The sequence below is a fragment of the Burkholderia metallica genome (assembly GCF_001718555.1).
Classification (GTDB): Bacteria; Pseudomonadota; Gammaproteobacteria; order Burkholderiales; family Burkholderiaceae; genus Burkholderia; species Burkholderia metallica.
This window is the reverse complement of sequence record NZ_CP013403.1, coordinates 1375746-1402316: the sequence shown is the minus strand read 5'-3', so window position 1 is coordinate 1402316 and position 26571 is coordinate 1375746. Positions and strand designations below refer to the sequence as shown.

The 26571-nt window shown below is 68.8% G+C and carries 21 protein-coding genes and 1 pseudogene; 6 read left to right on the top strand and 16 right to left on the bottom strand.

What is annotated here, in order from left to right; translation table 11 throughout:
• Positions 1–180 precede the first annotated feature (180 nt).
• Positions 181–567: a BON domain-containing protein gene (locus WJ16_RS25920; RefSeq protein ID WP_069259892.1), complete on the bottom strand. Its 387-nt coding sequence runs from the start codon at positions 565–567 to the stop codon at positions 181–183.
• Positions 568–616: 49 nt separating this feature from the next.
• Positions 617–2620: a hybrid sensor histidine kinase/response regulator gene (locus tag WJ16_RS25915; protein WP_069261136.1), complete on the bottom strand. Its 2004-nt coding sequence runs from the start codon at positions 2618–2620 to the stop codon at positions 617–619.
• Positions 2621–3013: 393 nt separating this feature from the next.
• Here WJ16_RS25915 and WJ16_RS25910 point away from each other — a divergent pair.
• Positions 3014–4052, top strand: a pseudogene (locus tag WJ16_RS25910) (sigma-54 interaction domain-containing protein).
• 45 nt (positions 4053–4097) lie between these two features.
• Here WJ16_RS25910 and WJ16_RS25905 read toward each other — a convergent pair.
• A complete protein-coding gene (locus WJ16_RS25905; RefSeq protein ID WP_069259890.1) occupies positions 4098–5897 on the bottom strand; it encodes a methyl-accepting chemotaxis protein in 1800 nt (599 codons plus the stop codon).
• A gap of 331 nt (positions 5898–6228) precedes the next feature.
• A complete protein-coding gene (locus tag WJ16_RS25900) occupies positions 6229–6486 on the bottom strand; it encodes a DUF3562 domain-containing protein (protein WP_069259889.1) in 258 nt (85 codons plus the stop codon).
• 553 nt (positions 6487–7039) lie between these two features.
• Here WJ16_RS25900 and WJ16_RS25895 point away from each other — a divergent pair.
• Positions 7040–7474: a hypothetical protein gene (locus tag WJ16_RS25895; protein WP_069259888.1), complete on the top strand. Its 435-nt coding sequence runs from the start codon at positions 7040–7042 to the stop codon at positions 7472–7474.
• Between the two features lie 578 nt (positions 7475–8052).
• On the opposite strand, the gene WJ16_RS25890 is transcribed toward WJ16_RS25895, so the two are convergent.
• The 5 genes from WJ16_RS25890 to WJ16_RS25870 form a co-directional block, all read right to left on the bottom strand.
• The gene (locus WJ16_RS25890) at positions 8053–8988 is read right to left on the bottom strand and encodes a universal stress protein (RefSeq protein WP_069259887.1); all 936 of its coding nucleotides are present in this window, start codon (positions 8986–8988) and stop codon (positions 8053–8055) included.
• Between the two features lie 208 nt (positions 8989–9196).
• Entirely contained in the window at positions 9197–10615 is a 1419-nt protein-coding gene (locus WJ16_RS25885) for an amino acid permease (RefSeq protein WP_069259886.1), read from the bottom strand.
• 405 nt (positions 10616–11020) lie between these two features.
• Positions 11021–12046 carry a DedA family protein/thiosulfate sulfurtransferase GlpE gene (locus WJ16_RS25880; protein WP_069259885.1) on the bottom strand — a complete coding sequence of 342 codons (1026 nt, stop codon included), beginning with the start codon at positions 12044–12046 and terminating at the stop codon, positions 11021–11023.
• Positions 12047–12232: 186 nt separating this feature from the next.
• Positions 12233–12739, bottom strand: a complete 507-nt coding sequence (locus WJ16_RS25875) for a cupin domain-containing protein (RefSeq protein WP_069259884.1) — start codon at positions 12737–12739, stop codon at positions 12233–12235.
• A 366-nt stretch (positions 12740–13105) separates the two neighbouring features.
• Positions 13106–13576 (bottom strand): universal stress protein, encoded by a 471-nt coding sequence (locus tag WJ16_RS25870; RefSeq protein ID WP_069259883.1) that lies wholly within the window; start codon positions 13574–13576, stop codon positions 13106–13108.
• A 322-nt stretch (positions 13577–13898) separates the two neighbouring features.
• On the opposite strand from WJ16_RS25870, the gene WJ16_RS25865 reads away from it, so the two are divergent.
• Together WJ16_RS25865 and WJ16_RS25860 are read left to right on the top strand one after the other, a co-directional pair.
• The gene (locus WJ16_RS25865; RefSeq protein ID WP_069259882.1) at positions 13899–16010 is read left to right on the top strand and encodes a PAS domain-containing sensor histidine kinase; all 2112 of its coding nucleotides are present in this window, start codon (positions 13899–13901) and stop codon (positions 16008–16010) included.
• A complete protein-coding gene (locus WJ16_RS25860) occupies positions 16007–16654 on the top strand; it encodes a response regulator (RefSeq protein ID WP_069259881.1) in 648 nt (215 codons plus the stop codon). The genes WJ16_RS25865 and WJ16_RS25860 overlap by 4 nt, the downstream gene beginning before the upstream one ends.
• A 75-nt stretch (positions 16655–16729) precedes the next feature.
• Here the strand turns inward: WJ16_RS25860 and WJ16_RS25855 are convergent, their stop codons facing one another.
• From WJ16_RS25855 to WJ16_RS25825, 7 genes are all read right to left on the bottom strand, one after another.
• Positions 16730–17134: a lysozyme inhibitor LprI family protein gene (locus tag WJ16_RS25855; protein WP_069261135.1), complete on the bottom strand. Its 405-nt coding sequence runs from the start codon at positions 17132–17134 to the stop codon at positions 16730–16732.
• Positions 17135–17439: 305 nt separating this feature from the next.
• On the bottom strand, positions 17440–17769 hold the full coding sequence (locus tag WJ16_RS25850; RefSeq protein WP_069259880.1) for a DUF4148 domain-containing protein: 330 nt from the start codon (positions 17767–17769) through the stop codon (positions 17440–17442).
• Between the two features lie 221 nt (positions 17770–17990).
• The gene (locus tag WJ16_RS25845) at positions 17991–18887 is read right to left on the bottom strand and encodes a PilZ domain-containing protein (RefSeq protein WP_069259879.1); all 897 of its coding nucleotides are present in this window, start codon (positions 18885–18887) and stop codon (positions 17991–17993) included.
• Between the two features lie 79 nt (positions 18888–18966).
• On the bottom strand, positions 18967–21564 hold the full coding sequence (locus WJ16_RS25840; RefSeq protein WP_069259878.1) for a penicillin-binding protein 1A: 2598 nt from the start codon (positions 21562–21564) through the stop codon (positions 18967–18969).
• 174 nt (positions 21565–21738) lie between these two features.
• Positions 21739–22746 (bottom strand): trans-3-hydroxy-L-proline dehydratase, encoded by a 1008-nt coding sequence (gene lhpH, locus WJ16_RS25835; RefSeq protein WP_069259877.1) that lies wholly within the window; start codon positions 22744–22746, stop codon positions 21739–21741.
• Between the two features lie 65 nt (positions 22747–22811).
• Positions 22812–23933, bottom strand: a complete 1122-nt coding sequence (locus WJ16_RS25830; RefSeq protein ID WP_069259876.1) for a branched-chain amino acid ABC transporter substrate-binding protein — start codon at positions 23931–23933, stop codon at positions 22812–22814.
• 121 nt (positions 23934–24054) lie between these two features.
• The gene (locus WJ16_RS25825) at positions 24055–24792 is read right to left on the bottom strand and encodes a FadR/GntR family transcriptional regulator (protein WP_069259875.1); all 738 of its coding nucleotides are present in this window, start codon (positions 24790–24792) and stop codon (positions 24055–24057) included.
• Between the two features lie 263 nt (positions 24793–25055).
• Between WJ16_RS25825 and lhpI the strand changes: the two genes are divergently transcribed.
• Together lhpI and WJ16_RS25815 are read left to right on the top strand one after the other, a co-directional pair.
• Positions 25056–25991, top strand: a complete 936-nt coding sequence (lhpI, locus tag WJ16_RS25820) for a bifunctional Delta(1)-pyrroline-2-carboxylate/Delta(1)-piperideine-2-carboxylate reductase (RefSeq protein WP_069259874.1) — start codon at positions 25056–25058, stop codon at positions 25989–25991.
• 167 nt (positions 25992–26158) lie between these two features.
• Positions 26159–26563 carry a response regulator transcription factor gene (locus WJ16_RS25815; RefSeq protein ID WP_069259873.1) on the top strand — a complete coding sequence of 135 codons (405 nt, stop codon included), beginning with the start codon at positions 26159–26161 and terminating at the stop codon, positions 26561–26563.
• Positions 26564–26571 lie beyond the last annotated feature (8 nt).

The following is a 26571-nucleotide window of genomic DNA, read 5'->3' as shown; positions in this document are numbered from 1 at the left end:
CTGCCCTCACACGGGACGACGTGAAGAATTCGGTCCACGCATCCTTGCACTCAACGCCCTTGGCATGCTCCACCGACAGCACGCCGGCAGCGAGCATCGTCGTGCGCCACGTCACGTGCGCGCCCACCTAGCCGCCGACGAGCGGCGCGCCAATCAACCCGGTGCCAGCCCGCGCATCCGTTACTTCCGGCGGATCTGCAGCCTGTCGCGCACACCGCTCACGCCGTCGATGTCGTGCGCCACGCGAATCGCGGTCGCACGCTGCCGTTCGTCGGGCACGCTGCCCGTCAGTTCGGCCACGCGTTGATGGACCTGGACGTCGATGTCGTCGGATGCCAGTCCGCGTTCGGCGACGAGCGCCGCATCGCGGATCTGCCCGCCGACGGCCGACGCCTGATGTTCGAGCTTCGCGCCGACGCCCTCCTCGGCCGATACGTCGCGCGGTGTGGCGACCCACGCGCACGACAGCACCGCGATGAGCGCGGCCGACACGACCGACGGCATGCGGGCCGGGCCAGACGGCCGGCCGCGCGTGTCGCCATACTGCGTCCTTTCCGTTGCGTTCATCGCGCCTCCTGTTCTCGTGGACGAACCGCGCGAGCGCCTGCGCCGGCCGCTACCCACGGCGGGTTTTCTTCCGGACGTCCGCGACATCCGGTGCGACATCGGCGATCACGCTCGCGAGCGTCGGCATGTCCACCGGCTTGCACAGATACCCGTTGAAGCCGGCGGCCATCACGCGGTGCCGGTCCGCATTGCCGGCGTGCGCGGTGACCGCGACGACGGGCAGTTGGCCGCCGTCGCCCGGCAGATCACGAATGCGGTCGAGCAGCCAGAAGCCGTCGCCGTCCGGCATCGCGAGATCCGACAGCACGACGTTCGGCGTCTGCCGTTCCATCACGTCGAGCGCGTCGTGCCCCGACTGCGCGGTCAACACCTGCGCGCCCATCGTTTCGAGTGCCGCGGCGAGGCTCGCGCGCGACGTCGCGTCGTCGTCGACGACGAGCACGCGCTGGCCGTCGAGCGATACCGTGCCGGGCACGCCGGCCGGATGCATCCGGTTCCCGGCCGGATCGTCCGCGCCCCAGCCGGCCGGCAGCGTGACCGTGACGGTCGTCCCGCGCCCGGGGCCGGCGCTCGTCGCGACGACTCCGCCGCCATGCAGTTGCACGATGTTGCGCACGATCGACAGGCCGAGCCCGAGGCCGCGCTCCGGCGACGCGATCGCGCGCCCGGGCCGGCTGAACGTGTCGAACAGGTGCGGCAGGTATTCCAGCGCGATCCCCTGCCCCGTATCGGCGACCGACAGCCGCACGCGCTCGCCCGCACGCGTCAGCGACACGACGATGCGGCCGCCCGGCGGCGTGAACTTGATCGCATTCGACAGCAGGTTCGACAGGACCTGACGCACGCGCTCGCGGTCTGCCGGAATCACGCAGGTCGGCATCTCGTATTCGGACGACAGATCGAGCCCGCTCGCCCGCGCCGTCGCGTCGAGTTCGCGCGTGGCATCGCGCACGATCCGCACGAGATCGACCGGCACGCGCTCGAGGCGCAACCGCCCCGTCGCGAGCGACGACGCATCGAGCAGGTCGGCCACCATGTGCGACAACGAACGCGCGCTGCGATCGATCGCATCGACCGCCTGTTGCGCGAGCTCCTGACCATTGACGTTGCGCAGAACCTCGACCCAGCCGTAGATCACGTTCAGCGGCGTACGCAGTTCGTGCGATACGGTGGCCAGCAGCTCGTCCTTCAGCCGGTTCGCCGTATCGGCCTGCGCACGTGCGTCGCGCGCGCCGCGCAGCGAGCGCAGGTTGAGCCGCTCGTCGCGGCGGCGTTCGCGCGCTTCGCGCAGCGTCATCGACAGGCCCGTGCAGTTGCCCTGCGCATCGACGATCGGCGACGCGGCGACGGTCGCGCGAAAGCGGCTGCCGTCGGGCCGCACGCACAGCACGTCGAGCGGGCCGACCGCTGCGCGCAGACTCGCGAACGACGCGGGCAACGGATGGCGCCGCAACCAGCGCGGCGCGATCATCGCGGCGATGTCGCGTCCGATGGCCTGCGCGGGAGCGATGCCGAAGATCCGTTGCGCGGACGGATTCCAGTTCGTGATCCGGCGCGCGGCATCGACCGCGACGATCGCATCGGGCGATGCGTCGACCACACTGCGCAGCAGCCCGTCGTCCGGGACGGCGGCGGGCTCGCGTGCGAGCGGCGCCGGCTCGCGATGCGGTTCGTGCGAGGCGGCGTCGCCGTCGTCGTCGTCGATTTCCCCCAGCCGATCGTTCGCGAGCAGCGGTTTAACGGCCGCCACGAGCACGCACTCGACGAAGCCGATCGCGACGAATGCACCGGCCTGCACGAGCAGCGTGGCCGGCGACACATCGCGCCACCACAGCGTGCCGATCACGGCCACGCTCGCGGCGATCGCGGCCAGGCCGCCGCCGAACGACGTCAGCCACGCGGCAGCCGCCACACCGGCGTAGAAAGGCAGCGGCGCAAACGGCGCGTGCTCGCCGACGACGTGAACCGCCCACGCCTGAAGCGCGGACGCCAGCCCAACGGCCAGCACGACCCATGCACCCTGCCGCAACAGATCACGGGACAGTATTCTCATTGCATCCTTGCCGCGCACCGGCTGCCGTCTAACGGCGACATGCCGCGTATCCAGCATCCAGCCTGCCGTCGAGCGTGCCGGGCGAGCAAGGTGCCATCAGCAAGCGCCATGCCCGATGCGCGCCGTGGCGGCTCCCGCCGCCTGCGTACGTGTCTCTCCGGGCGGACTGCGGCCGGTCGAGTCGCGGCCCGCGTCGCGAGCCGCCCCCATGCGCGACGGACGTAACCGGCTTTTTCATCGGATGACTGTAAAAAAGCACCGATGCGGCCGCGTGCGTGAGTCGCGCGGCAGGGTCGCGATTCGCGCCGCAACGTGATGGTCTGTTCCTTCCGTCCCCGACGTGCAGATTGGAAATTTCTATCTCGCGGCACCTTCGCTGTCGTTTCGCTGTCGATGATAAATATTGCAATCACAGGAACGCGTGGTGCCGATTTTCAAAACGGCCCGCCGACATCGAATGGGAGATACCACCAACCGAGCAAAGCAGCGCGCAGACGGTCGTCGGCTGTCCGGCCAATCGTCCGCGATGCGCACATTGCTCGATCGCATCGAAAAAATTGCGCCTACCCGCGCCAGCGTGATGATTGCCGGCGAAAGCGGGGTCGGCAAGGATATCGTCGCGCGCCGGCTGCACGATCTCAGCACGCGGCGGGACGGCCCGTTCGTGCCCGTGAACTGCGGCGCGATTCCGCCCGATATCGCGGAATCGCAGTTGTTCGGGCACGAGAAAGGCAGCTTCACCGGCGCGATCGCGCAGCGGGAAGGTTTCTTCGAAGCCGCGTGCGGCGGCACGCTGCTGCTCGACGAGATCGCGGAAATGCCCGCGCCGCTGCAGGTCAAACTGCTGCGCGCGCTCGAATCGAACGTGATCGTCAGGGTGGGCGGCACCGAGCCGATTCCGCTCGACGTGCGCATCGTGTCGGCCACGCGCCACAACCCGGCCGACGCGGTGCGCGACGGCCGGCTGCGAGAAGATCTGTTCTATCGTCTCGCCGCGTTTGCGCTGTACGTGCCGCCGCTGCGCCAGCGCGACGGCGACGTCGAGACGATGGCGCTGGAGTTCGTCGACGCGCTCAACGCGCGGCACCACGCGCACAAGCGGCTGACCGAAGCGGCGATCGCGGCGCTGCGCGCGTATTCGTGGCCCGGCAACGTGCGCGAGCTGCACAACACGATCGAGCGCGCGTACATCCTGTCGGACGAAAGCATCGACGTCACGCTGCCGAAGCCGGCGATGCCGAGCGCGCGCCTGTCGGAAAACACGATGGCGCTGCCGCTCGGCGCGACGCTGCATCATGCGCAGCAGCGCTTCATCGCGGCGACGCTGCACCACTTCGACGGCAACAAGCCGCGCGCCGCGAAAGCGCTCGGGATCAGCCTGAAAACGCTCTACAACCGGCTCGCGCTGATGCGCGAGAACGGCTGCTCGTGAGCGGCGCGGCCGGCGTTCCTGCCCGCCGCGCGACGCGCGCCGCCGTTACGCGACCTTGAACCGCCCGACCGTCGTCGCCAGTGCATTCGCCTGCGACTGCAGCGCGGTCGCCGCGGCAGTCGACTGTTCGACGAGCGCCGCGTTCTGCTGCACCATTTCGTCGAGCTGCGTGACCGCGCGATTCACTTCCTGGATGCCGCGCGTCTGCTCGTTCGCCGCGTGCGTGATCTCGGAGATGATCGTCGTCACGTTCGACACGTTGGAGACGATCTCGCGCATCGTGTCGCCGGCCTGACGCACCTGGCCCGACCCGGCCGACACGCTCGCGACCGTCGATTCGACCAGCACCTTCACTTCGCGCGCGGCCTGCGCGCTGCGCTGCGCGAGGCTGCGCACTTCCTGCGCGACGACCGCGAAGCCGCGGCCCTGCTCGCCCGCGCGCGCCGCTTCGACGGCCGCGTTCAGCGCGAGGATGTTGGTCTGGAACGCGATCCCGTCGATCACGCCGATGATGTCGCCGATCCGGCCCGACGCTTCCTCGATCTTCTCCATCGTCGCGACGACGTCCGACACAACCACGCCGCCATGCGACGCGATCCGCGACGCGGCCGCCGCACGCTCGTCGGCCTGGCCGGCAGCCGCCGCCGACTGGCCGACGGTCGCGGTGATCTCTTCCATCGACGCAGCCGTTTGCTGGAGGCTCGCCGCCGCCGATTCGGTGCGCGACGACAGGTCCTGGTTGCCCGCCGCGATCTCGTTCGCGGCCGTGCGCACCGATTCGCTCGCATCGCGGATCTGGCGCATCACGTCGTTCAGCTTGTCGACGAAGCTGTTGAACGAGCGGGCGATGTCGGCCACTTCGTCGCGGCCGTCGGCCGGCAGGCGCTGCGTCAGGTCGCCGGCGCCCGAGCCGATCGCGGCCATCGCCTGGCGCACTTGCGACAGGCGGCGGAACGCGGTCGCGGTGATCGCGCCGATGATCAGCGACGCAACGCCGACGATCACGAGCAGCGTGATCAGCGACGCGGTCAGCAGCGAGCGCATCCCGGCCGTCGCGTCGTTCTTGTCGAGCAGCACCAGCGCGTACCAGTCGGTGCCCGGCACGGGGCGCGCGCGCACCAGCTTCGCGTCGCCGCCGACGCTCACCTCGACGGGCGCGGTCGCGGCCGCGATCGTCGCGCCGTTCGTCGCACCGAGTTCGGGCGACACGTCGGCCACCGGCTTCAGCGTGAGCTTCGGGTCCGGGTGCGCGACCACGTGGCCGGTGCTGTCGATCAACATGCCGAAGCTCGCGGGCGTCGGATGGATCGACTTCACGTTCGCGATCACGGTGTCCATCGCGACGTCGGCGGCGACGACGCCCTTCAGCGCGCCGTCGCGCAGGATCGGCACCGCGAACGTGACGACGAGGTTACCCGTGCCGGCGTCGACGTAAGGCGGCGTGACGACCGGCTTGCCGGCCTGCGCGGCCTGCTTGTACCACGGGCGGCCGGTCGGGTCGTAGTCGGACGGAATCCCGGTCGGGTCGGAGAAATGGAACGTCTTGTCGGCGTAGCCCGCGTAGACGTTCGTGAAGCCGCCGGCCGTGGCCATCTGCTTGAACACCGGCAGCGGATCGGGCGCGAGCGCGGCATCCTGCAACGACGCGATCATCCGGCTGCGGGTGGCGACCCAGTCGGCGATCCCGACCACGTGGCCGCTGGCGACGGAGGTCAGGTTGCGGTCGATCGCGTCGTCGTTGTACGAGCGCGCGATGAAGTAGTTGATGAGCGTGGTGGCGACGAGCGCGAATACGACGATGGCGACGCACGCGGCGAGAATGCGGGCGCGGATGGACGAGAACATGGCAACGACTCGGTAAGGGAGCGCGAACGCCCGGTGGACGAATTCACCGGGTAAACGGCATTCACGCCGCTTACTTGAGGCTGCCGTGACAATTCAGTGAAAGGTATGACGAAACGCGACGCCGGTTGTCAGGGAATCGTCAGGATGGCCGCATCCGTGCGGCACGGGGCTCGGGCGCAGGCACGCGCGCCGCCGGGTGCGGCGACGGGTCCGGGAAACCCGGGCACGGCCATAAGAATGGGCGTTGCAACGGGGCGGTTCGTCGCCCGCACAGGCATGACGATCGATCAGGGCCGAATGGCGGATCGCGTCACGCCCGCAGCGCACCCCGTCACAGACGATGGCTCGGACGCGGATCGTTTTCCGCCGAAGGGGCGTCGGCCCGCAGCGTATCGCGGTCGAGTTCGTCCTGCTGACGCATCCGGTCGCGCAGGTGCCGGATCGCGAACACATGGATGTAATCGTGCACCCGCGCATCGGACGACAGCGCGCGCACTTCGTCGTCGAGCATCGCTCGCAACTGATCCGAACCGATCGCACGCTGTCGGGCGGCTTCCTTGAGTGAATCGAGCAAATTGTCCTTGGACATCGACGGACTCCTGACGGTCGAGGAACGAAAAGAAGAAGGTACCGGATGCTTGAAGACTGAATGACAGCGCGGCGTACGATGCGCCGACGCAAGTTTGCGCGCGATCAACGGCACGTTGCGTGCCGCCGTGCCGATTCGTTCCCGAACCGGCCGCGCGTGATTCGCCGCGCCGAACTGCACGCGAACGAGACTGGAAGCCCTGCCGCCCCACCCCGGGGGCGGCACCGGCCGGCGGGCGAACGATGGAACGCCGCGCGACGCCGATGCATTCGCGAACTTAGACCGGCCGAAATCATGCGTCAAGCGACGTCTGCCACGCGCGGCCCATTCGTCGGAATGAACGGGCCGGACCCTCGCCCGGGCTGCCGAGGTCGCCCGCGTGTCAGCGGATTCCGATACGCACCGCGTAATCCCTGACAGCGACTTCGGCACGCGCTGCTTGGCAGCCCACGGTCGCCGCACGATACTGGAGACATGAACGAAACGTTCATGCGGGTCATCGCCCAGCCGGCCGTCGAGCCGGCATGCGGGGCCCGGCGCAGGGAGACCTACCATGACACATCGCAACTTCCCGGGCCGGGGCGGCCAGCGGCGCGCGCCGGGCAATTCGCGCGCCCTGCCCGCCCGGGCCGAGCCGACCGGCAACCGGCCGTCCGACGATCTCGATACCTTGCTGGCGCTCGCACGCGAGGCCGGCTTGCTCGTCACGCTCGACGGGCAGATCGGCCGCGAAAAATACCAGAGCGTCGCGGGCTCGGTGCTCGCGTTGCAACGGTTCGCCGCGGCGATCCGTGCGCGCGCCGAACCCGACGCGCCGCTTGCCGCGGAGCCGCGCCGCAACGCACGCGCCGGCTGGCCGCATGCGAACCGCCTGCGCAACCGCACGTGCAGCGCATGCGCGCCGCTGCATGTCGCGCACCAGCGCCTGCGGGCGCGCCGCAGCACGGCCCGACGGCACGACCTGCGCGCAATGCTTCGCTCCACCTGAAAGTGCGAACCGCCGCTGCACGGCACGACGCCATGCAGCGGTTGCGCACTGCGCAACTTCGGTAGCGCACGCCGCACGCCGTGCCAGTGCGACGGTAGCGGTGCGCATGCCGCGACCATCACCGATCCGCGTTGGCGCAACTGTGCGCCAACGCGTGCCATCGCATGCCATCGCGCATCGTCACGCACCATTCGATACGGACGCGACGACGACTGACGACGATGCCTGCGAGGAAAGCAGTCCGGACGGGGCCAACGACGACACGAACGCGGAAAGCGGACGGGGTGACTTGCACCCCGCCCGTCCTCCAAGGCAGCCGTTGGCTGCCTACCCTCGTGCCAGAGAGTTCCCGATCGGATGACGCGGCGTGCATCGCACGTCGCGGCTCCTGAAACTGATGTGATGCCATGCCGATGCAGGCACCGTTGATCGCAGCTCTGCGCAGTGCGCGTGGCTGCGTGATACCTGCACGACAGACCGGCGACGTTGCCGGGTGTTTCGACAATGTCTCACGCACGACGCGCGCCGTTTCTGATGCAGGTCAACCGAAGCCCGCTTCGATCTGGACATCGCGCGATTTACCCGGCACCCCGCACGAGCAGCACCGGCACCTGTGCGAGATGCGCGACGCGGCGCGCAACGCTGCCGATCAGCCAGGCGGCGAGGCCGCGTCGGCCGTGCGTGCCGACCACCAGCAGTTCGGCACGCCAGTGCACGGCGTCGCGCATCAGCGCGTGGGCAACGTCGTCGCTCGTCGGGCGGGTTTCGACGACACCGCGCTTGGTCGGGTTCCCGGTCGCATGGAACATCGGGCCGATCTTCGCGAGCGCATCCTCGCCCTCCGCGCGATACGCATCCTCGAGCGCGCGCACCGGCACGATATCGGTCAGACGAACCGCACGGTCGATCACGTAGGCCGCATACAGCAACGTCGTCGGCGCCGCGAAGCCGAGCCCGACGCGCACCGCGTGCAGCGACGGCTCGCTGCCGTCGACCGCGAACATCAGACGCTGCAGTGCGCCGTCCGACGGCCGCGCATAGGCGCCCGGCACGATCAGCAGCGCGCAGCGCGCACGCGCCGTCAGCGTGTCCGACATCGCGCCTTCGACGAGCCGCAACAGCCCGTGGTGCGGATTCGCGCCGACCACCAGCACGTCCGCGCGCCATGCCGACGTATCGCTCACCAGTGCATCGGCCACCGAGCCGCCCGTCACCGACGTGTCGACGACGGCCTGCTCGACCTCGATGCCCGAATCGGCGAACAGCGCCGCGATCCGTTCGTTGATCGTTTGCGCTTCGCGCATCAGCTCCTCCCGCGCGGAACTCAGCAACGCGTCGATGCGCGGGATGTCGGGCAACACGAGGCGCGGATTGTCGATCGCGCAGACGATGCGCAATCGCATGCCGGGGCGCAGCAGCGAGCGCGCGTAGCGCGCGGCGGACAGCGATTCGGGCGTCGGATCGACGGCTAGCGCGATCCGCGCGAGCGTCGGGATGGGCTGGGCAGGCTGCATGGCGGAGGCCTCCGTGCGTGCGCGTCGTCGCGGAACGACGACGGGAGCTTCGCGCGGCTGCGGCGTGCGGCGGCCGCGCGGCCGCCGCGGTCGCGAGGATCGGCGGGATGTCACGCGAAGCGCGGACAATCGATGCGTTCAGCATAGGACGTCCGGCCCGCGTGCGCATGATCGCGATCAACGGTCGCGCGGGCCCGGCCCGTGCCGCTTACGACTTCGTCGGCACCGATGCCGCCGGACGGTTCGCGTAGAACAGCGCATACGCGATGCCGAGCAGCACGATCCACACCGGCCCGATCACGAGCGCGACGCGCGTGTCGGGCGTGAACGCCATCAGCACGACGACCAGCGCGAGGAACGCGAGCGCGACGAACGAACCGAGCGGATAGAACGGCACGCGGATCGGCAGGCGCGCGATCCGTTCGGCCGACAGCGTGCGCCGAAAGCGCATCTGCGCGATCAGGATCACGCACCACGTCCAGATCGCACCGAACGTCGACACCGACGTGAGCCACGTGAACACGTGCTGCGGCGCGAGATAGTTGAGCAGCACGCCGATCAACAGCAGCGCGACCGACACGATCACGCCATACACCGGCACGCCGTTGCGGTTGACCTTGCCGAGCGTGCTCGGCGCCTGGCCCTGCTGCGCGAGGTTGTAGAGCATCCGCGCGGTGCTGAACAGGCCGCTGTTGCACGACGACAGCGCCGCGGTCAGCACGACGAAGTTGATGATGCCGGCGGCGGCCGGGATGCCGAGCCGCGAGAACGTCATCACGAACGGGCTGCCCTGCGTGCCGATCTGATCCCACGGATAGAGCGACATGATCACGAACAGCGCGCCGATGTAGAAAATCAGCACGCGCCAGAACACCGAGTTCACGGCCTTCGTCAGCGACTTCTCGGGATTGCGCGCCTCGCCGGCGGTGAGGCCGAGCATTTCGACGCCGAGATACGCGAACATCACGATCGGCAGCGCGGCGACCACGCCGTGGATGCCGTTCGGCATGAACCCGCCGTGCGCCCACAGGTTCGAGATGCCGATCGCGATCCCGCCGTTGCCGATTCCGAACGCGATCATCAATCCGCCGCCGATGATCATCAGCACGATCGTGACGATCTTGATCAGCGCGAACCAGAACTCGAATTCACCGTACAGCTTGACCGCGATGAAGTTCACCGAGCCCATCGCCATGAGCGCCGCGAGCGCCCAGATCCAGTTCGGCACGCCGGGGAACCACATGTGCATGTAGACGCCGACAGCCGTGATTTCCGCCATGCAGGTGACGATCCACACGAACCAGTAGGTCCAGCCGGTCAGGTAGCCGGCGAGCGGGCCTAGGTAGTCGCGCGCGTAGCGGCTGAACGCACCGGCGACCGGATTGGCGATCGCCATCTCGCCGAGGGCGCGCATGATCAGGAAAATCGCGATGCCGCCCAGCAGGTAGGTCAGCAGGATGGCCGGGCCGGCGACGCGGATCGCGGTGGCCGAGCCGAGGAACAGGCCGACGCCGATCGTCGCGCCCAGCGCCATCAGGTTGATGTGCCGCTCCTCCAGCCCGCGGTGCAACTGGTCTTCTGGTTGTTTCAAGTCCGTCTCCTGGCAGCCGTGAACGGCCGCCGTCATTGTCGATGCAATGCGCGACCGTTCATGCCGATCCGGCATGCCGAAAACGAAATAATCACCGCCGTCATTTTCAAAATAAGAAATGACACGAATGCAGCGTCAATCCGACTGGAATTGCCGCGGATTAACGGTATTTTCCGTAACAATCCGGAAAATGGATTGGGCGTTTCACGGAATACGCCCGTGCGGCCCGTGTGACGCGGCTGTGCGCATGACGGACGGCGACGGGACCCATCGTTTTCGGCGTGAACGAACACGCGTCGAATGTGCGCAATCAGGCGCACTCAATATGCAGGCGGGATTATATGGAGAATCGGCGGTTTCACGCCAGCCGATTTTCGTAAAAATCGCGGAGGCGTGAAAACGGTGGTGGAATTCGGATCGGCGTGTTTCGGGGGCGCTGATTTATTTCGACAACGTCGCGCGCACCGTATATTCGCCTTCGAGCGCGCCGTGATCCGGGCGCACGAAATAACGCGACGCATCGAGATCGGCCGGCAGCGGCTCGACCGGGTACCCGTGCTTTTCCCACGCATCGAGCCCGCCCTTCAGCGCGCGGATGTTGTGGATCATCTTCTTGCGCTGCATCTTCGCGATCAGGCGTTTCGCGGTGGCCTCGTTCGGGCACACGCAATAGACGACGATCGGCCGTTTCAGCACTTCCGGGTCGAGCAGGTCCGGCGAATCGAGATCGACCGGCACCGCGCCGGCGATCCGGTACGGTTCGCGCTCGCGAATCGCCTTCGGCCGCGCGTCGAAGATCAGCGGCGGCTCGTCCGACGTCATCATCTCGACGAGCTGCGGCGGCGAGATGCGAACCTGCGCGAGATAGCGGCGGAATTGCACGCGACGCACCCAGCGGTACAGCAGGAACGTGACGAAGATCGCGAGGAACGCATCGAGGATCGTGCCGCCGCTCGCGCGCACCCAGAGCACGAACTGGACGATCTGGTCATGAATGGCCGCGCCGCCGATCAGCCAGAACGCCGCCCACAGCGACGCGCCGGCCAGATCCCAGAACAGGAACACGCCGACGCCAATGGCGGTCGTGCCGAGCAGCGGCGCCGACACGAGGCCGAGGCCCGGCAGGAACTTGGACAGCACGAGCAGCGGCGCACCGTACCTTTCGAATACGTTACGCGCGAAGCGCAGCGTCGTGTCGAGCGACAGCGAGAAGCGCACGAGGCCGTTCAGCAGGCGCCGGCCGCGCGTGCGGCCCATGAAGAACCACAACGAATCGGCCAGCATCGTCGCGCCGATCGCCGCCGCGAACATGCTGACCCAGGACGCCTGCCCCATGGCCGCCATCGTGCCGCCGAGAATCAGCATCGGCACGGCCGGCACCGGCACGCCGAGCTGCGTGATCAACACGCTCGCGAACACGGCCCACGGGCCGAGCGACGATGGAATAGCGATGGGAAAGTGCCACACGGCGGCGCTCCTGGAAGAGATGCGGCCGCGCGACGGGAGGTGTCGGTACGGCTTGTGCAACGGCCGCTGCGGCACGTCCGCAGCCGACCTGTGCATGACGGGCATTCTAAACGGGTTTGGCTGCGCTCGCGCGGAACACGCCCCGTCGCCACGCGCGTCGCGCCGACGGTTGCCCCGCCGTGACCGTCAGGTGTCCGTGCGCGGCGCGAGCTGCGCGACGTGTTCCGCGTAGTCGGGAAACGCGGCCGCCAGCGCGGCCGCGTCGGCCAGCTCGAATTCCGCGAATTCGAAGCCCGGCGCCACCGTGCAGCCGACGAGCGCGACGTGCTCCGGCGCCGCGCAGCGCGCGCCGAACCAGCTGCCGGAGCGCACGACCGCCTGGAATACGGTGCCCGGATGCGTGAGCGGGTTGCCGAGCCGGTGGATCGTCAGCCCGTCGTGCTCGTCGAGCACCCACACTTCGATCGGATCGCCCGCGTAGAAATGCCAGACTTCGTCGGAACGGATCCGGTGCCACGACGAATACGCGCCGTCGCACAACAGGTAGTAGATCGCGGTCGACGCGGCGCGCGGCGCGCCGTCGGCCGGACGCACGACCGAATCGGTCGCACGGTAGGTTTCGCGGAAATAGCCGCCTTCGGGATGCGGCTGCAGGTCGAACTGGCGAATCAGGTCGGTCGCGGAAATCGGCATGGCGGATGACGTCGGCAAGGGAGGGAACCGGGCATCCGGCGCGCAGCGTCGCTTCGCTCGTCGCGAATGCCGCCGCGTACCGCCGGATGCCGCTGTATCGATCGCCGCGGCCATGCGCACGGCGAACAGGCGAACACCGGTCGATGCTGCCAGAACTGCGTGTCCGGATGCAACCACGCGCGCGATTGCGCGCATCGGGTGCTGCCCGCGTTCAGCCGGCCATGCGAGGGAAGCGGACGGCAACGACGCCCGCGCTCACGCGCGCCGTGCGTCGCGCGTTGCCGCTTCATCACACGTGTGGTCAGTCGAATCCGCGCGACGGTCACCGGCCGCGGCCGCTCGCGCGTCGGCGCCTTGCCGCGTGCGTCACGCCGCCGCCGTCGCGCCGGGCTCGGCGTGCCGCACCAGCAGCACGGGCCGGTCGGCCGCGCGCAGCAGCGATTCGGCGACGCTGCCGAGCAGCAGTCGGCGCAGGCCGTGCCGCCCGCTCGTGCCCATCACGATCAGGTCGGCGTCGGCTTCGGCCGCCGTGCGCATCAGCACCGCGGCGACATCCTCGCCGTAGGCGTCGAGCGCACGCACGGTGCCGCGCACATGCTGCTGCGCGAGCGCCGCCTTCGCGTCGTCGAGCACCGGCGTCGCGGCTTCGGTCGCGGCCGCATCGCCGTCGCGCTCGGCCGCGAAGCCGGCATCGACGTCGACGAGCTGCGGCCGGTGTTCGACGACATACGCGCAGGTGACTTCACCGCCGGACGCAGCCGCGATCCGGATCGCCTCGTTCAGCGCGAGACGCGCGCTCGGGCTGCCGTCGAGCCCGACGAAAATCCGCTTGTACATGGTCCGTCCCTCCGACCGGGCATCCATCGCGCGTTGCGCGACGGCGGCCCGTCATCGCCTCCCAGCCCGGTGCCGGAAGGCTTGCCGAACAGTCTGCCTCACACGCCGACGCGCCCGTTGATGCGCGTCAAGCGCGACCGGCGCGCCCGCTGCTTCACGCCGGTTGCCGCAATTTCTGCTGCCCCCATTACATAAAGCGTGTAAATCGCGCACAATTTCATCTTGAAAATAGACGTTGCATGCAGCCGGTGCGAATATGACCCGGTTCTGCCGCGCTGTCCCCGGTGCCAGGGGGCGGCCCCGACAACAGAATGGCCATCGAATGACCGCCACGGGAACCCCGACGCGTGACGCCCGAGGGCCCGCGCGACTCCAGATCATGTTACGCCAGCCCTTCGCCGCCGGCATCGTTACCCTGTGCGCCGGCGCGGCGCTGTCGCTCGGCGTCGCGCTGCTCGTGCGCGAGCAGTGGCAAGGCGCCGTCCACACGCGTTTCGAACGCCGCACCGCGCACGTGAGCGCGATGCTGCGCCACGAGCTGCAATCCGGCGCGGCCGTGCTCGAAGGCGCGCGCGGCGCATTCAGCCTCGTCCCGGACATGACGCCCGAGCAATGGCGCCGGTATGCGGATACGCTCGATCTCGACAGCGGCCGCTCGCCGGTCCGCCAGATCGGCTACGCGCCGTTGCCGCCCGCCACGCGCACCGCCCTCGCCGGCGCGAAGCCGCTCCCGCCCGGCACGCTCGCGACCGCCGCACTCAGCGCGCCGGCGTCGAATGCGCCCGTCGTGCGCTTCGGCGCGTCCGACGCGGCGCCGCTCGCGCGTGCGCTGCGGGCCGGCGACATCGCGCTCGGCGTCCACCCGGACGACGACGACACGTCGCGCGACGCCCGCACCTTCACGCTGTTCCTGCCGGTGGCCGCGACGCCGCATGTGGCCGCCACGCCGTCCGGCGTGCGCGACGCCGGCGCCGACGGGGTGCTGTTCGCCGCGTTGAGCCCGCGGCGCCTGATCGAGCGTGCGCTCGATGCCGAACGCGGCATCGACGTACGGATGAGCGCCGGCGGCGATCGGCGCACGATCGCCAGCGTCGAAACGACGACCGACGAGGCATCGGCATCGCCCGACCTGATGCGCCGCACCGACGAGTTCAGTTTCGGCGGCACCGTGCTGACGCTCGCCTATTCCGCGGACGGCCGCCCGAGCGCGACCGGCGCGCAACGCGCGGCCGGCACCGTGCTCGCCGCAGGGTTGATCGCGTCGATCGCGTTCGCGGTGCTCGTCCATGCGCTGCTGCGCGGCCGCGCCGGCCACGCCGATTCCGGCGCGAGCAGCCGCGGCATCCTCAACGAAGCGCGGATGATGGGCATCATCCGCTCGTCGATGGAAGCGATCATCACGATCGACGAAAAGCAGACGGTCGTGATCTTCAATCCGATGGCCGAGCAGGTGTTCGGCGTATCCGCGATGGAGGCGATCGGTGCGCCGCTGTCGCGCTTCATCCCGGAACGGTTCCGCGCCGCGCATGCGAAGCACGTCGACCAGTTCGGCGTGACGGGCGTGTCCGAGCGGCAGATGGGCCGCCAGCGGGTGCTGTTCGGGCTGCGCGCCAACGGCGAGGAGTTCCCGATCGAGGCGTCGATCTCGCAGATCCGCGATGCGTCGGGCAAGCTCTACACGGTGATGCTGCGCGACATCACCGAGCGGCAGCGCGCGGAAAACGCGCTGAAGCTGTCGCGCGAGGAACTGCGCGAACTGTCGGCGAACCTGCAGAACGTGCGCGAAGCGGAAAAGACCCGCATTGCACGCGAACTGCACGACGACCTCGGCCAGCAGCTCACCGCGCTGAAGATGGATCTGTCGGTGGTCGAGCAGCAGTTGCGCGTGCCCGGCCGCACGCAGCCCGACGCGGGCCTGCTGTCGCACCTGCAGGGCATGCGGCGGCTGATCGACGCGACGGTCGCGTCGGTGCGGCGCATCGCGGCCGACCTGCGGCCGGTGATGCTCGACGATCTCGGCCTCGTGCCCGCGATCGAATGGCTCGCGAACGATTTCACGAACCGCTACGGGATCGACGTCGAGCGGCACATCGAGACCGGCGGCCTCACGTTCACCAGCGCGGGCGCGACCACATTGTTCCGGATTGTCCAGGAAGCGCTGACGAACGTCGCGCGCCATGCGAATGCGACGCGCGTCGCGCTGCGGCTCGACGTCGAGGAAGGCGTCTGCGTGTTGCGCGTCGCGGACAACGGCCGCGGCTCCGCGCCCGGCGGCCCGGCCCACGAAGACAAATCGTTCGGCCTGATCGGCATTCGCGAACGCGCCCACATGCTGGGCGGCACCGTGACGATCGACACCGCGCTCGCGCGCGGCTTCTCGATCACCGTCGCGTTCCCGCTCGGTTCCGTCCAACAGGAAACGCTCATCACATGATCAAGGTGCTCATCGCCGACGACCATACGCTCGTACGCGACGGTCTGCGGCACATCCTCCAGAACGCCACCGGATTCGAGGTGGCCGGCGAAGCCTGCGACGGGCCGTCGACGATCGCGCTCGTGCGCGCCACGCCCGCGCAGGTGCTCGTGCTCGACCTGTCGATGCCGGGCCGCAACGGCGTCGAGCTGATCAAGCAGATCAAGGACGAGAAGCCCGCGCTGCGCGTGCTCGTGCTGACCATGCACGCGGAGCAGCAATACGCGGTGCGCGCGTTCCGCGCCGGCGCATCGGGCTATCTGACGAAGGAAAGCGCGAGCGCCGAGCTGGTCGGCGCGGTCACGAAGGTGGCGTCGGGCGGCGTCTACGTGAGCCTCGCGATGGCCGAGCAGTTCGCGCAGAGCCTGAACGAGCCGGCCGAGACGCTGCCGCACCAGCGGCTGTCCGACCGCGAATTCGACGTGTTCCGGCGCATTGCCGTCGGCCAGACGCTGACCGAGATCGCGAACGCGCTGTGCGTGAGCGCGAAGACGGTCAGCACGTACAAGACGCGGATTCTGGAAAAGATGCAGATGCCGCACGAAGCGGCGCTGGTGCGTTACGCGATGCGGCACAAGCTGCTCGACGAAACGGACGACGTGTAACGGACGACGTCCGGCAGCGGATGGCGTGTGTCGCCCGGCCGCGCGGCACGCGTTGGACCGGGCGGCGCACGACGCTTACTTGGCCGGCACCGGGCACGCGAGATCGCCTTCCTCGCACGACAGATAACCCTTCAGCGTTTCGGTGCGCGCTTTCGTCAGATCGTCCAGGCAGGTCGACACGACCATCGGGTACGCACTGCCGCCCTCGGCGTTCGCGCTGGAGAAGTTGCATTCGGCATCGCGGTACGCGATCCAGGCACGCTGCGCATTCACGAGTTTGTCGGCCAACGACCGCGCATCGCGCAGGCGCGCGGTGATGGCCTGGTAGGTCCGGTTCAGTTCCCCGTCGGATTTCTTGTACGCGCGATCGGCGCATGCCGTCATCGCCGCCTGATCCGTCGCGTCGGCACAATTCGCCTGCGCATGGGCGACGTTCGCCGCCAGCGCCAGCACACACAGCAGACCGGTCGAGACACGCATGGATGCTCCTTGTTGTTCGTTGATGTTCTGGAAGCCGGTGCGTTGCTGCGCCCCGTTCGCATCGGTCACCGTGCGGCGGTGACATCGACCGCGATGCTAGCGCACGCGCGGCGGATTGTCAGCGGGCGCCGCGCGTCCGGCGCTCCACCGGTGCGCCGCGACGATCCGGCGTCACGCGATCCCACGCGCCGCCCCTCGCTTCCAGAACGTTTCGGCGCAAAAAAGCCCGCACTCGAACGATCCGAGTGCGGGCTTTTCGATACGGCTGACGCGGCGGCCCCGAAGGCCGCCGTCCGGCAACGGGCTTAGTGGCCGAAAAACACCGACGAACGGTCGGTTGAGGCCGGCACGACCACGCGCTGGCCCGACTGCGACGCTGCCGCAGGGTTCGAACCGTAGCCCGTCGCATCGGCTTGCGCGCCGGTGTTCTGCGCGGCCGCGATCTTGGCCTGCGCGGCCTGGATGTTTTCCGGGTAGTTAATCCAGTCGTTCGGGTTGTAGCCGGCCTTTTCGAGCTGGACCAGTTCGGCACGCACTTGCGCGCGCGTCAGCGGCTGCTGGTTCGATTGGGCGAACGAGACGACCGGTGCGGCCACCAGCGCGGCCAGTGCAACTGCCTTGATCAGCGATTTCATGATGCGTTACCTCCAGGATTGTTTTGTCAGGCGCTTCGGACTCGCGGTCGTTGCGCATGAGTAGAAGTCTAGAAGCCGACGCTATCAGGGTAAATACTTAAATCGCGAATTCACTGTTGACGGAAGAACATACAATCGCCACGGAATCGGCTGAATCATCAGACGATTATCGCATCCACGCACCGAATACCTCGATGCGGCGCCCGCGCTGCGCCCACGCATCAGCGCCGCCGGTCGATCTCCGACGACGATGCCATCAACCGGTCGAACAGCAGCGCCTTGAGGCGGATCAGGTCGTCGGCACCCATCTCGCCGAACGCCGCGTGATGCAGCGTCAGCACGGGCGCTGCGGGGTCGGCATGGACGGCCCGCACCGTGCCGTCGAGCGCCAGTTGCTCGACCCGGCCGCCCGTCGCGTACGGAAGCAGCACGCGCAACGGTTCGCCGACCGCGGCGAGCGGCCGGTCGGCAGCAATCGACAGCCCGCTCACGCTGATGTCGTGCACCATTCCGATCCCTTCCACGCCTTCGGCGCCGCCCGTGCAGCATGCGGCGATCCGCGCGGGCACGCGCGGCTCCGCGCGCGTGCGCAACCGGTCGACGAAACCGGGCGGCGACAGCACCAGGAACCGCGCGGCACCCGCCGCCTGCACCGACTCGACCGTCGCGCCGAAACGCAGCACCGCGGCACGGCCGATCGCCACCGCCTCGATGTCGTCGCCACGTGCGAAGTCGAACGCGGCCGCCGACTGCGGCTCGACGAACAGCGCGCCCGATGCGGCGATGCCGATCAGCCGGCAGCGCTGCAGCCCGCGTGTCGTGCCGACGCGTCGGCGGATGCCGATCGACGCCCCGGCCGACAACCCCATCCGCGTCGCGTCGGGCACCGAAGCGGACACCGCGTCGGGCACGCGCGGCCCGGCTGCGGCCTCGGCGGGGTCGCGCCGGCGCAACGGCCGGAAATGCTCGAACAGGAACGCATGCTGCGCGGCATCGCGCAGCGTCGTGCCCGCCGGCAGCAGCGCGGCGCCGTCGGCATCGTAGAGATCGAAGCCGAGCGGGACGCCGGCGGCAAGATCGTCGCGCGTGAGCGAGACGTAGTCGGTAGATAGCCTCATCGGGGCAGCGCGGAGCGACCGCGCGAGCTGACATGACAACATGATTACGGCAGCTTCGCGCGAAATCTGAACAGCTCCGTTACTGCGACGCGCCGGGCGCGTCGGGTGCGGCCGGCACGGGCGCCTGGGACGGTGCGGCCGAAGGGGCGGCAGCCGGTGCGGCGCCGAGGCCCGCGCTGCCTCCGCCCGCCGTGCTCGCCCCCGCCGGCGGCGGTGCGAGTTGCGGCTGCGATGCGCCCGCCGACAGCGCGGCGGCCGACGCGGCCACTTCGGACGCCGGCACCCATTCCTCGACGATACCGCCCGATGCCGCGTCGGGCGCCGAAGCCTCCAACGCCGCCGATGCCGCCGATGCCGCGCCCGTATCGGCCTCGGGCGCACGCTCCACCCGCTGCGTCCTGGCCGGCGCGGGCGCTTTCTTCGCCTCGGGCGGGAACCACGTGCCGAACAGGTCCGTCACGCGCTCGCGCAGCGACGCGAACCAGCCCGGCGACGGCTCGGTATCGAATTTCGCCTTCGTGTCGACGATCCGGGCCCGCTGCGCGCGCTGAAAGAAATCGCCGACGATCGGCAGCGCACTGTGCGCGCCCTGCCCCCAGTAATCGCTGCGCAGCGTCACGCGGCCGTCGTCGAAACCGACCCACGCGCCGGCGACGAGGCCTGGCTGCATCAGGATGAACCAGCCGTCCGCGTTGTCCTGCGTCGTGCCGGTCTTGCCGGCCACGTCGCCGCGGATGCCGAAGCGCGTGCGGATGCTGCTGCCCGTCCCGCGCGTCACGACGTCGCGCATCACGCTCAGCAGCGTCTTGTCGGCTTCGGCGTCGAGCGCGCGCTCGGGCGGCGCCGGCGCGTATTCGGCGAGCACGTCGCCCTGGCGGTTCTCGATGCGCGTCACCATCTGCGGCTCGACATATAGCCCGCCGTTCGCGATCGTCGCGTACGACGCGACCATCTCCTTCAACGTGACCGGGCTCGTGCCGAGCGCGAGCGACGGCACGCGTTCGAGCGGGCTTTCGCGCACGCCCATGTCGCGGGCGAGCCGCGCGACGGCGCCGGGCCCGACCTTCTCCATCACCTGCGCGGTGATCCGGTTGCGCGACAGCGCGACGGCGTCGCGCAGCGTCATCGGCTTGCCGGTCGGCGGCACGTCGTCGTTCGGCCGCCAGATCTCGCCGCCCTTCAGCGGGATCTCGACCGGCTGGTCGATGAACGTGTCGTCCGGCTTCATCCCGTTCGCGAACGCGACCCCATAGACGAACGGCTTGAACGTCGAGCCCGGCTGGCGCCGCGCCTGCGCGACGTGGTCGAACGGCTCGTTCGTGAAGTCGCGGCTGCCGACCCACGCGCGGATCTGCCCGTCGCGCGGATCGATCGCGACGAAGCCGGCCTGCACGTCGGTCTTCGTCCTGCACAGCGCGCGCATGAAGCCGCGGTCGGCCGCGAGCAGCTTCATCGCGGCCGCGTCGTCCTTGCCGGCGTCCTGCGCGGCCTTGTACTCGGGCGACTCGCGCATGAACGTACGGAACACCTCGTTGTCGGTGCCGCAGCCGTCGCGCCCGCTCCATGCGTTGTTCGCGATGCCCTGCAACTGGTTGCCCTGCAGGATGAGCGCCTGGGTCGCCATCTGCTGCAGCCGCGAGTCGATCGTCGTGCGCACGATCAGCCCGTCGGAATAGATGTTGTAGTCGTTGCGGTCGGCCCACGCGATCAGCCATTTGCGCAGTTGCTGCGCGAAATGCGGCGCCGGCCCCGGCGGCTCCTTCTGGCGCTCGAAGTCGATGCGCAGCGGCCGGCGCTGCAACTGCGCGAACTGCGCCGGCGACAGCTTGCCGTACTTCACCATCTGGCCGAGCACCGTGTTGCGACGCTGCAGCGCGCGTTCGGGGTTCAGCACCGGGTTGTAGTAGCTGTTGCCCTTCAGCATCCCGACGAGCGTCGCGCTGTCGAGTACGTCGAGCTGGTCGGCCGACTTGTCGAAATAGGTACGTGCAGCCATCTCGACGCCGTACGCGTTGTACAGGAACGGCACCGTGTTCAGGTAGGTCTCGAGGATCTGGTCCTTGCTGTAGACCGCCTCGATCTTCAGCGCGGTGATCGCCTCCTTCACCTTGCGCGTGAGCGTCGGCGCACGGCCGATCTCGTCCGGATACAGGTTGCGCGCGAGCTGCTGCGTGATCGTCGAGCCGCCCTGGCGGCTGCCCGAGAACGTATGGAGCGCGGCCGACGCCGTGCGCTTCCAGTCGAGGCCGTGGTGTTCGTAGAAGCGGTGATCCTCGGTCGCGATCAGCGCGTCGACCATGTGCGGCGAGATCTGCTTGAGCGGCACCCATTCGCGGTTCGACGGCTTGAATTCGGCGAGCAGCTTGCCGTCGGCGGACAGCACCTGCGCGGGCTGGTCGACGCGCGCCTTGCGGATGTCGCCGATCCCCGGCGTGAACGGGATCAGCACGACCACATACACCACGAACAGCGCCGGCACGGCGGCGCCCGCGAGCAGCACGCCGCGGCGCGTCGGATGGCGAACATGGTGCCACGCGGTGGCGGCGAGAGGCTTGACCCGCGCGACGGCGGCAGCCGCGACGGGTTGGGCGCGCGCGACCCATCTGGCACAGAAGTCACGCACTGACGGCACGTTTCGGCGATTCACGCGGGTGGAGCTCGGCTGAAAAGGGTGCATCGTACCAAACTCGCGCGGCCCGCCGGACTGCAATGGCATGGTGGCGGCATACACGGCGCGGCTGCGCGGCGGTTCACACGCAAAAAAGGCGCGCGCCCCGCAACGGGAGCGACGCGCCAGGCCTGGTACGACAAACGGGCGGCCGTGCGACGCGCAGCCGATCGATGCGCCGAATCAGCGCACGAGAAAACCGTAGGTCAGCGGATCGCGTTCGTCGACGATCCAGTTCGCGAACCCGCAGATATGCGCGCTGCCCTCCACTTCCGGAATTACGGCCGGGAACTCGCCGACCGTCGTTTCGCGCAGCACGCGCCCCTTGAAGACCGTGCCGACGATCGATTCGTTGACGAGCGTGTCGCCGGCCGCGAGCAACCCGCGCTGATAGAGCTGCGCGACGCGCCCGCCGGTGCCCGACCCCGTCGGCGAGCGGTCGACCTCGCGATCCGCGAACACGCAGCAGTTGGCCTGCGTCGAGCCCGGGTGGCGCGGCGCGTTCGCGATGATCGTGCCGTAGATGTGGTTGATTTCCGGAATCTCCGGATGCACGACCGGGTACTTCGCATTCGCGGCGGCCTTCACTTCCGCGCCGAAGCGAATCAGCTTCTCGACGGCCGCTTCGCGCACCGGCAGGTCGAACGGCGCGCCGTCGACGTAGAAATAGAACGCGCCGCCGTACGCGATGTCACCGGTCACCGTGCCGAACGACGGCGTCTCGACCGACACGTCGCGTTGCCAGATGAACGACGGCACGTTGACGAAGCGCACCGGCCCCGCGTGCTCGCCGTCCCACTTGACGAACGCCTCGATGAAGCCGCACGGCGCGTCGATGCCGACCCGCGTTTCCGGCACCGTGCGCGACACCCAGCCGAGTTCGACCGCCGCGGTCGACAGCGCGATCACGCCGTGTCCGCAATGGTCGCTGTAGCCTTCGTTGTGCACGAAGATCACGCCGAAATCGGCATGCGGCGAAACCGGCTCGGTCAGGTAGCCGCCGTACATGTCGGCGTGGCCGCGCGGTTCGAACATCAGCGCGCGGCGAATCTCGTCGGCGTGCGCATTGAGCCACGCGCGGCGCTGGACGATCGTGTCGCCGGGCATGCGCGGCAGCCCGCTCGTGACGATGCGGAACGCTTCGCCGCCGGTATGGACTTCGACGGTGGAAAGGGATCGGGAAATTTTCATGACGGATCGGATGCGTTGAAACGAAGAACGGCGGCCGCGCCGCCGTTCGAGCGCAGGTTGGCCGCTTACTTCGCGTACGGTTCCGGCAGGCCGTTGCGGATCACGTAGACGGTGGTCGGCGCGCCCTTCAGGTCGCCGTTCGCGTCGAACGAATAGGTGCCCGCGACGCCCTTGTAGTCCGACTTCGCGAGCTGCGCGGTCAGCTTCGCCTTGTCGGTGGTCGTGCCGGCCTTGACCATCGCGTCGGCGAGCAGCTTCATCCCGTCGTAGTAGTTCACGCCGTAGACCTGCGTGTCGGTGTGGTACGTGTCGTGGTACTTCTTCAGGAATTCGCGGCCGGCCGCCGTCTTCTCGAGCGCGACGCCGCCCTGCGCGCAGTAGACGATCGACGCCGCGTCGCCCGCGACCTTGCCCATGTCGGCCGAACAGATGCCGTCGCCGCCGAGCAGCTTCGCGCGCAGGCCGCGCTGCTTCATCTGCTTGGCCATCGGCGCGCCCTGTGCCGCATAGCCGCCGAAGAAGATCACGTCGGGGTTGCCGGCCTTGATCTTGGTGAGAATGCCAAGGAAGTCGGTCGCCGACGAATTCGTGTATTCCTGGTCGACGATCCGGATCCCGTTCGCCTTCGCGACGTTCATGAACTGCTCGGCGACGCCCTGCCCGTAAGCGGTGCGATCGTCGATCACGGCGGCGGTCTTCGCGTTCAGCGTCTTCGCGGCGAAGGTGGCCATCGTGCCGCCGAGCTGTTCGTCGCTCGCGCCAATCCGGAAGATGTTCCTGAAGCCCTGCCGGGTGAGCGCCGGGTTCGATGCGACCGGCAGGATCGGCACGCCGGCCGTCGAGTACACGCGCGATGCGGGGATCGCGACGCCCGAGTTGTACGGCCCCAGCACCGCGACGACGCCCTTGTCGACGAGGTTCTGCGCGACCTGCACGCCGGCCTTCGGGTCGGCCTGGTCGTCCTCGGAAACCAGTTTGAACGTGACGGCCTTGCCGGCGACCTTCACGCCGGCCCGGTTGAGTTCATCGACGGCCAGGCGTGCACCGTTCTCGTTGTCCTTGCCGTTCGCGGCCTGCGGGCCGGTCAGCGGCGCGGAATGGCCGATCATCACGACTTCCTGCGCGTGCGCGGAAGTCAGCGCGCCGGCGGCGACGGCCACCGAGAGCGCGATAACGAGGTGTCGCATGATGTCTCCTGATTGGTTTTGTGTGAAACCAATGTAGGACACGCGTGGTCACCGCGCAAGCAATTTCAAAATAAAATCTTCTATTTTGGTCAATTTTCAGACCAGAACGACGTGAGTGCGATCACTTCGGCGCGATGTCGCGCCGCACACGGCGGATGTGCTGCTCGACATAGAACGCCGCCGCATCGGCATCGCCCGACACGATCGCCTCGTAGATCAGCCGGTGCTCGGACACGTAGAGCCGGATCCGGCCCGCGTCGTAGATGCCGTCGTCTTTCAGCCGCTTCCACAGCGGCTGGTCCATCGTCTTCGCGACTTCGTCCGCGATCTTCACGATCAGCGCATCGCCGGTCATCAGCGCGAGCTGCCGGTGAAACAGCCGGTCGCTCTCGTTCCACAGCGCGCGCTGATGCGGATCGTCGACGTCGGTGATGGTTTCCATCTGCGCGAGATAGCGTTCCGCACCGGGGTCCGCACGGCCGTGCGCGGCCGCAAGGCGCGCGATCGCGGGCTCCAGGATCAGCCGCACGTCGAGCGTCGAGGTCGGACTGAAGTCCGGTTCGGATGCCGCGTGCGCGTCGCCGCGCTGCGCGAGCACGTCGAGCGGCGACGCGACGACATAGGTGCCCGAATTGCGCTTCGTGAACACGAGCCCTTCGTTCTGCAGCGCGCCGAGCGCCTCGCGCACGGCCGGCCGGCCGACCTGAAACAGCGCCGCGAGCTCGCGCTCGGACGGCAGCCGCGACTCGGCGGCATAGCGCCCCGCGCGGATCTCGTCGCGGATCTTCTCGGCCACCTGCTCGTAGATCTGCAGCGGCCTGAAACCGCCTTCGAGTGAGTCGGGACGCGCGGACATCATCGTAGGGCTCCTGCCCGGTCGCGGGCGTGAATCTGGAATGGGTTCGCACTATACCGGAGCGCGCCGGCATTGCGGTTACGGCGGCCCTTCTGGACAGATATTAGAACCAAAACCGGCGAACCGCTTTATTTTCTGGGTTGCGGCCCGCCCAGCAAGTGGTATAGATTCGATCCACACTGCCCTGTGTCGCGGTATCCGGCAGCCCTGTGACGGGCACTGCATGCGCCCGTCGTCAACGCTCACCGACGCATACGACGTACACGATGACCGCTCTTTCCCCGACTCCCGTTTTCGATGCGGCCGACACGGCCGCGCTGCTCGACTACCCGGCGCTGCTCGCCACGCTCAGGCAGGCCGTCGCCGACTATGCGGCGGGCGAGATCGTCAGCCCCGAACGCCTGGTCGTGCCGCTGCAGGCCGGCGGCGTGATGCTGTCGATGCCGTCGAGCGCGCGCGACCTCGCGACCCACAAGCTCGTGAACGTGTGCCCGGGCAACGGCGCGCGCGGCCTGCCGACGATTCTCGGCCAGGTGAGCGCATACGACGCGACCACCGGCGAGATGCGCTTCGCGCTCGACGGCCCGACGGTCACCGGGCGCCGCACGGCGGCCATCACCGCGCTCGGCATCCAGGCGCTGCACGCCGCGGCGCCGCGCGACATTCTGCTGATCGGCACCGGCAAGCAGGCGGCCAATCACGCGGAGGCCCTTGCGGCGATCTTTCCGGACGCCCGCCTCCACGTGCGCGGCACGAGCGCCGATAGCGCGACGGCATTCTGCGCCGCGCACCGCGCGCACGCCCCGCGTCTCGTGCCGCTCGACGGCGACACGATTCCCGATGCGATCGACGTCGTCGTCACGCTGACGACGAGCCGCACGCCCGTCTATCGCGAAGCCGCGCGCGAAGGCCGGCTCGTGGTCGGCGTCGGCGCGTTTACCGCGGACGCCGCCGAGATCGACGCGAGCACGGTGCGCGGCAGCCGGCTGGTGGTCGACGATCCGGCCGGCGCGCGCCATGAAGCCGGCGACCTGATCGTCGCGCAGGTCGACTGGCGGCAGGTCGCGTCGCTCGCCGACGTGCTCGGCGGCGCGTTCGAGCGCAACGGGCCGCTGCTGTTCAAGAGCGTCGGCTGTGCCGCGTGGGATCTGGCCGCATGCCGCACCGCGCGCGATGCGCTGGCCGCGCGCGGGGCCGGCTGACCCGGCAACGTTCCCCTCCGGCCGCATTCGCGGCAACGCCTTCCCACGGCCGCTTCGGCGGTTTCCGCACGCGCTGTAGGAATCGCCCTACAACGCGGCGCGGCGGCCTACATCAACTTCCAATTCGGCCGATTTCATTTTCGGCGGCGCAACACGATACTGCCGGCATGAATGCCAGCCAGTTCCCCGCCGCGCTCCGCGTATTTCTCGTCGATCACGCCGTCGCCGTCCGACAACGGATCGCGCTGCTCGTCGGCGCGATCCGCGGCGTCGCCGTCGTGGGCGAGGCGGAGGACGGCCAGGACGCGTGGACGCACATCCGCAGCAGCCAGGCAGACGTGGTAATCGTCGACCTGCGGCTGGCGGACGGCAGCGGCCTCGACCTGATCGGGACGCTGTCGAAGGCCGCGCCGCGCATCGTCACGATCGTGCTGACGAATCATTCGGCGCCGGCGTTCAGAGCGGCATGCGCGTCGGCCGGCGCCGACTACTTCTTCGACAAGACCGCCGAGTTCGACGCCGCATGCCGCGTCATCGAATCCCTGGTGCACGCTCGCGCGCACCGCCCCTGACGAGCCGG

Excerpts from the sequence above, each read along its gene's own strand:
- WJ16_RS25920 (WP_069259892.1), bottom strand. The coding sequence starts at position 567 with ATGAACGCAACGGAAAGGACGCAGTATGGCGACACGCGCGGCCGGCCG.
- WJ16_RS25915 (WP_069261136.1), bottom strand. The coding sequence starts at position 2,620 with ATGAGAATACTGTCCCGTGATCTGTTGCGGCAGGGTGCATGGGTCGTG.
- WJ16_RS25905 (WP_069259890.1), bottom strand. The coding sequence starts at position 5,897 with ATGTTCTCGTCCATCCGCGCCCGCATTCTCGCCGCGTGCGTCGCCATC.
- WJ16_RS25900 (WP_069259889.1), bottom strand. The coding sequence starts at position 6,486 with ATGTCCAAGGACAATTTGCTCGATTCACTCAAGGAAGCCGCCCGACAG.
- WJ16_RS25895 (WP_069259888.1), top strand. The coding sequence starts at position 7,040 with ATGACACATCGCAACTTCCCGGGCCGGGGCGGCCAGCGGCGCGCGCCG.
- WJ16_RS25890 (WP_069259887.1), bottom strand. The coding sequence starts at position 8,988 with ATGCAGCCTGCCCAGCCCATCCCGACGCTCGCGCGGATCGCGCTAGCC.
- WJ16_RS25885 (WP_069259886.1), bottom strand. The coding sequence starts at position 10,615 with ATGACGGCGGCCGTTCACGGCTGCCAGGAGACGGACTTGAAACAACCA.
- WJ16_RS25875 (WP_069259884.1), bottom strand. The coding sequence starts at position 12,739 with ATGCCGATTTCCGCGACCGACCTGATTCGCCAGTTCGACCTGCAGCCG.
- WJ16_RS25870 (WP_069259883.1), bottom strand. The coding sequence starts at position 13,576 with ATGTACAAGCGGATTTTCGTCGGGCTCGACGGCAGCCCGAGCGCGCGT.
- WJ16_RS25865 (WP_069259882.1), top strand. The coding sequence starts at position 13,899 with ATGACCGCCACGGGAACCCCGACGCGTGACGCCCGAGGGCCCGCGCGA.
- WJ16_RS25860 (WP_069259881.1), top strand. The coding sequence starts at position 16,007 with ATGATCAAGGTGCTCATCGCCGACGACCATACGCTCGTACGCGACGGT.
- WJ16_RS25855 (WP_069261135.1), bottom strand. The coding sequence starts at position 17,134 with ATGCGTGTCTCGACCGGTCTGCTGTGTGTGCTGGCGCTGGCGGCGAAC.
- WJ16_RS25850 (WP_069259880.1), bottom strand. The coding sequence starts at position 17,769 with ATGAAATCGCTGATCAAGGCAGTTGCACTGGCCGCGCTGGTGGCCGCA.
- WJ16_RS25845 (WP_069259879.1), bottom strand. The coding sequence starts at position 18,887 with ATGAGGCTATCTACCGACTACGTCTCGCTCACGCGCGACGATCTTGCC.
- WJ16_RS25840 (WP_069259878.1), bottom strand. The coding sequence starts at position 21,564 with ATGCACCCTTTTCAGCCGAGCTCCACCCGCGTGAATCGCCGAAACGTG.
- lhpH (WP_069259877.1), bottom strand. The coding sequence starts at position 22,746 with ATGAAAATTTCCCGATCCCTTTCCACCGTCGAAGTCCATACCGGCGGC.
- WJ16_RS25830 (WP_069259876.1), bottom strand. The coding sequence starts at position 23,933 with ATGCGACACCTCGTTATCGCGCTCTCGGTGGCCGTCGCCGCCGGCGCG.
- WJ16_RS25825 (WP_069259875.1), bottom strand. The coding sequence starts at position 24,792 with ATGATGTCCGCGCGTCCCGACTCACTCGAAGGCGGTTTCAGGCCGCTG.
- lhpI (WP_069259874.1), top strand. The coding sequence starts at position 25,056 with ATGACCGCTCTTTCCCCGACTCCCGTTTTCGATGCGGCCGACACGGCC.
- WJ16_RS25815 (WP_069259873.1), top strand. The coding sequence starts at position 26,159 with ATGAATGCCAGCCAGTTCCCCGCCGCGCTCCGCGTATTTCTCGTCGAT.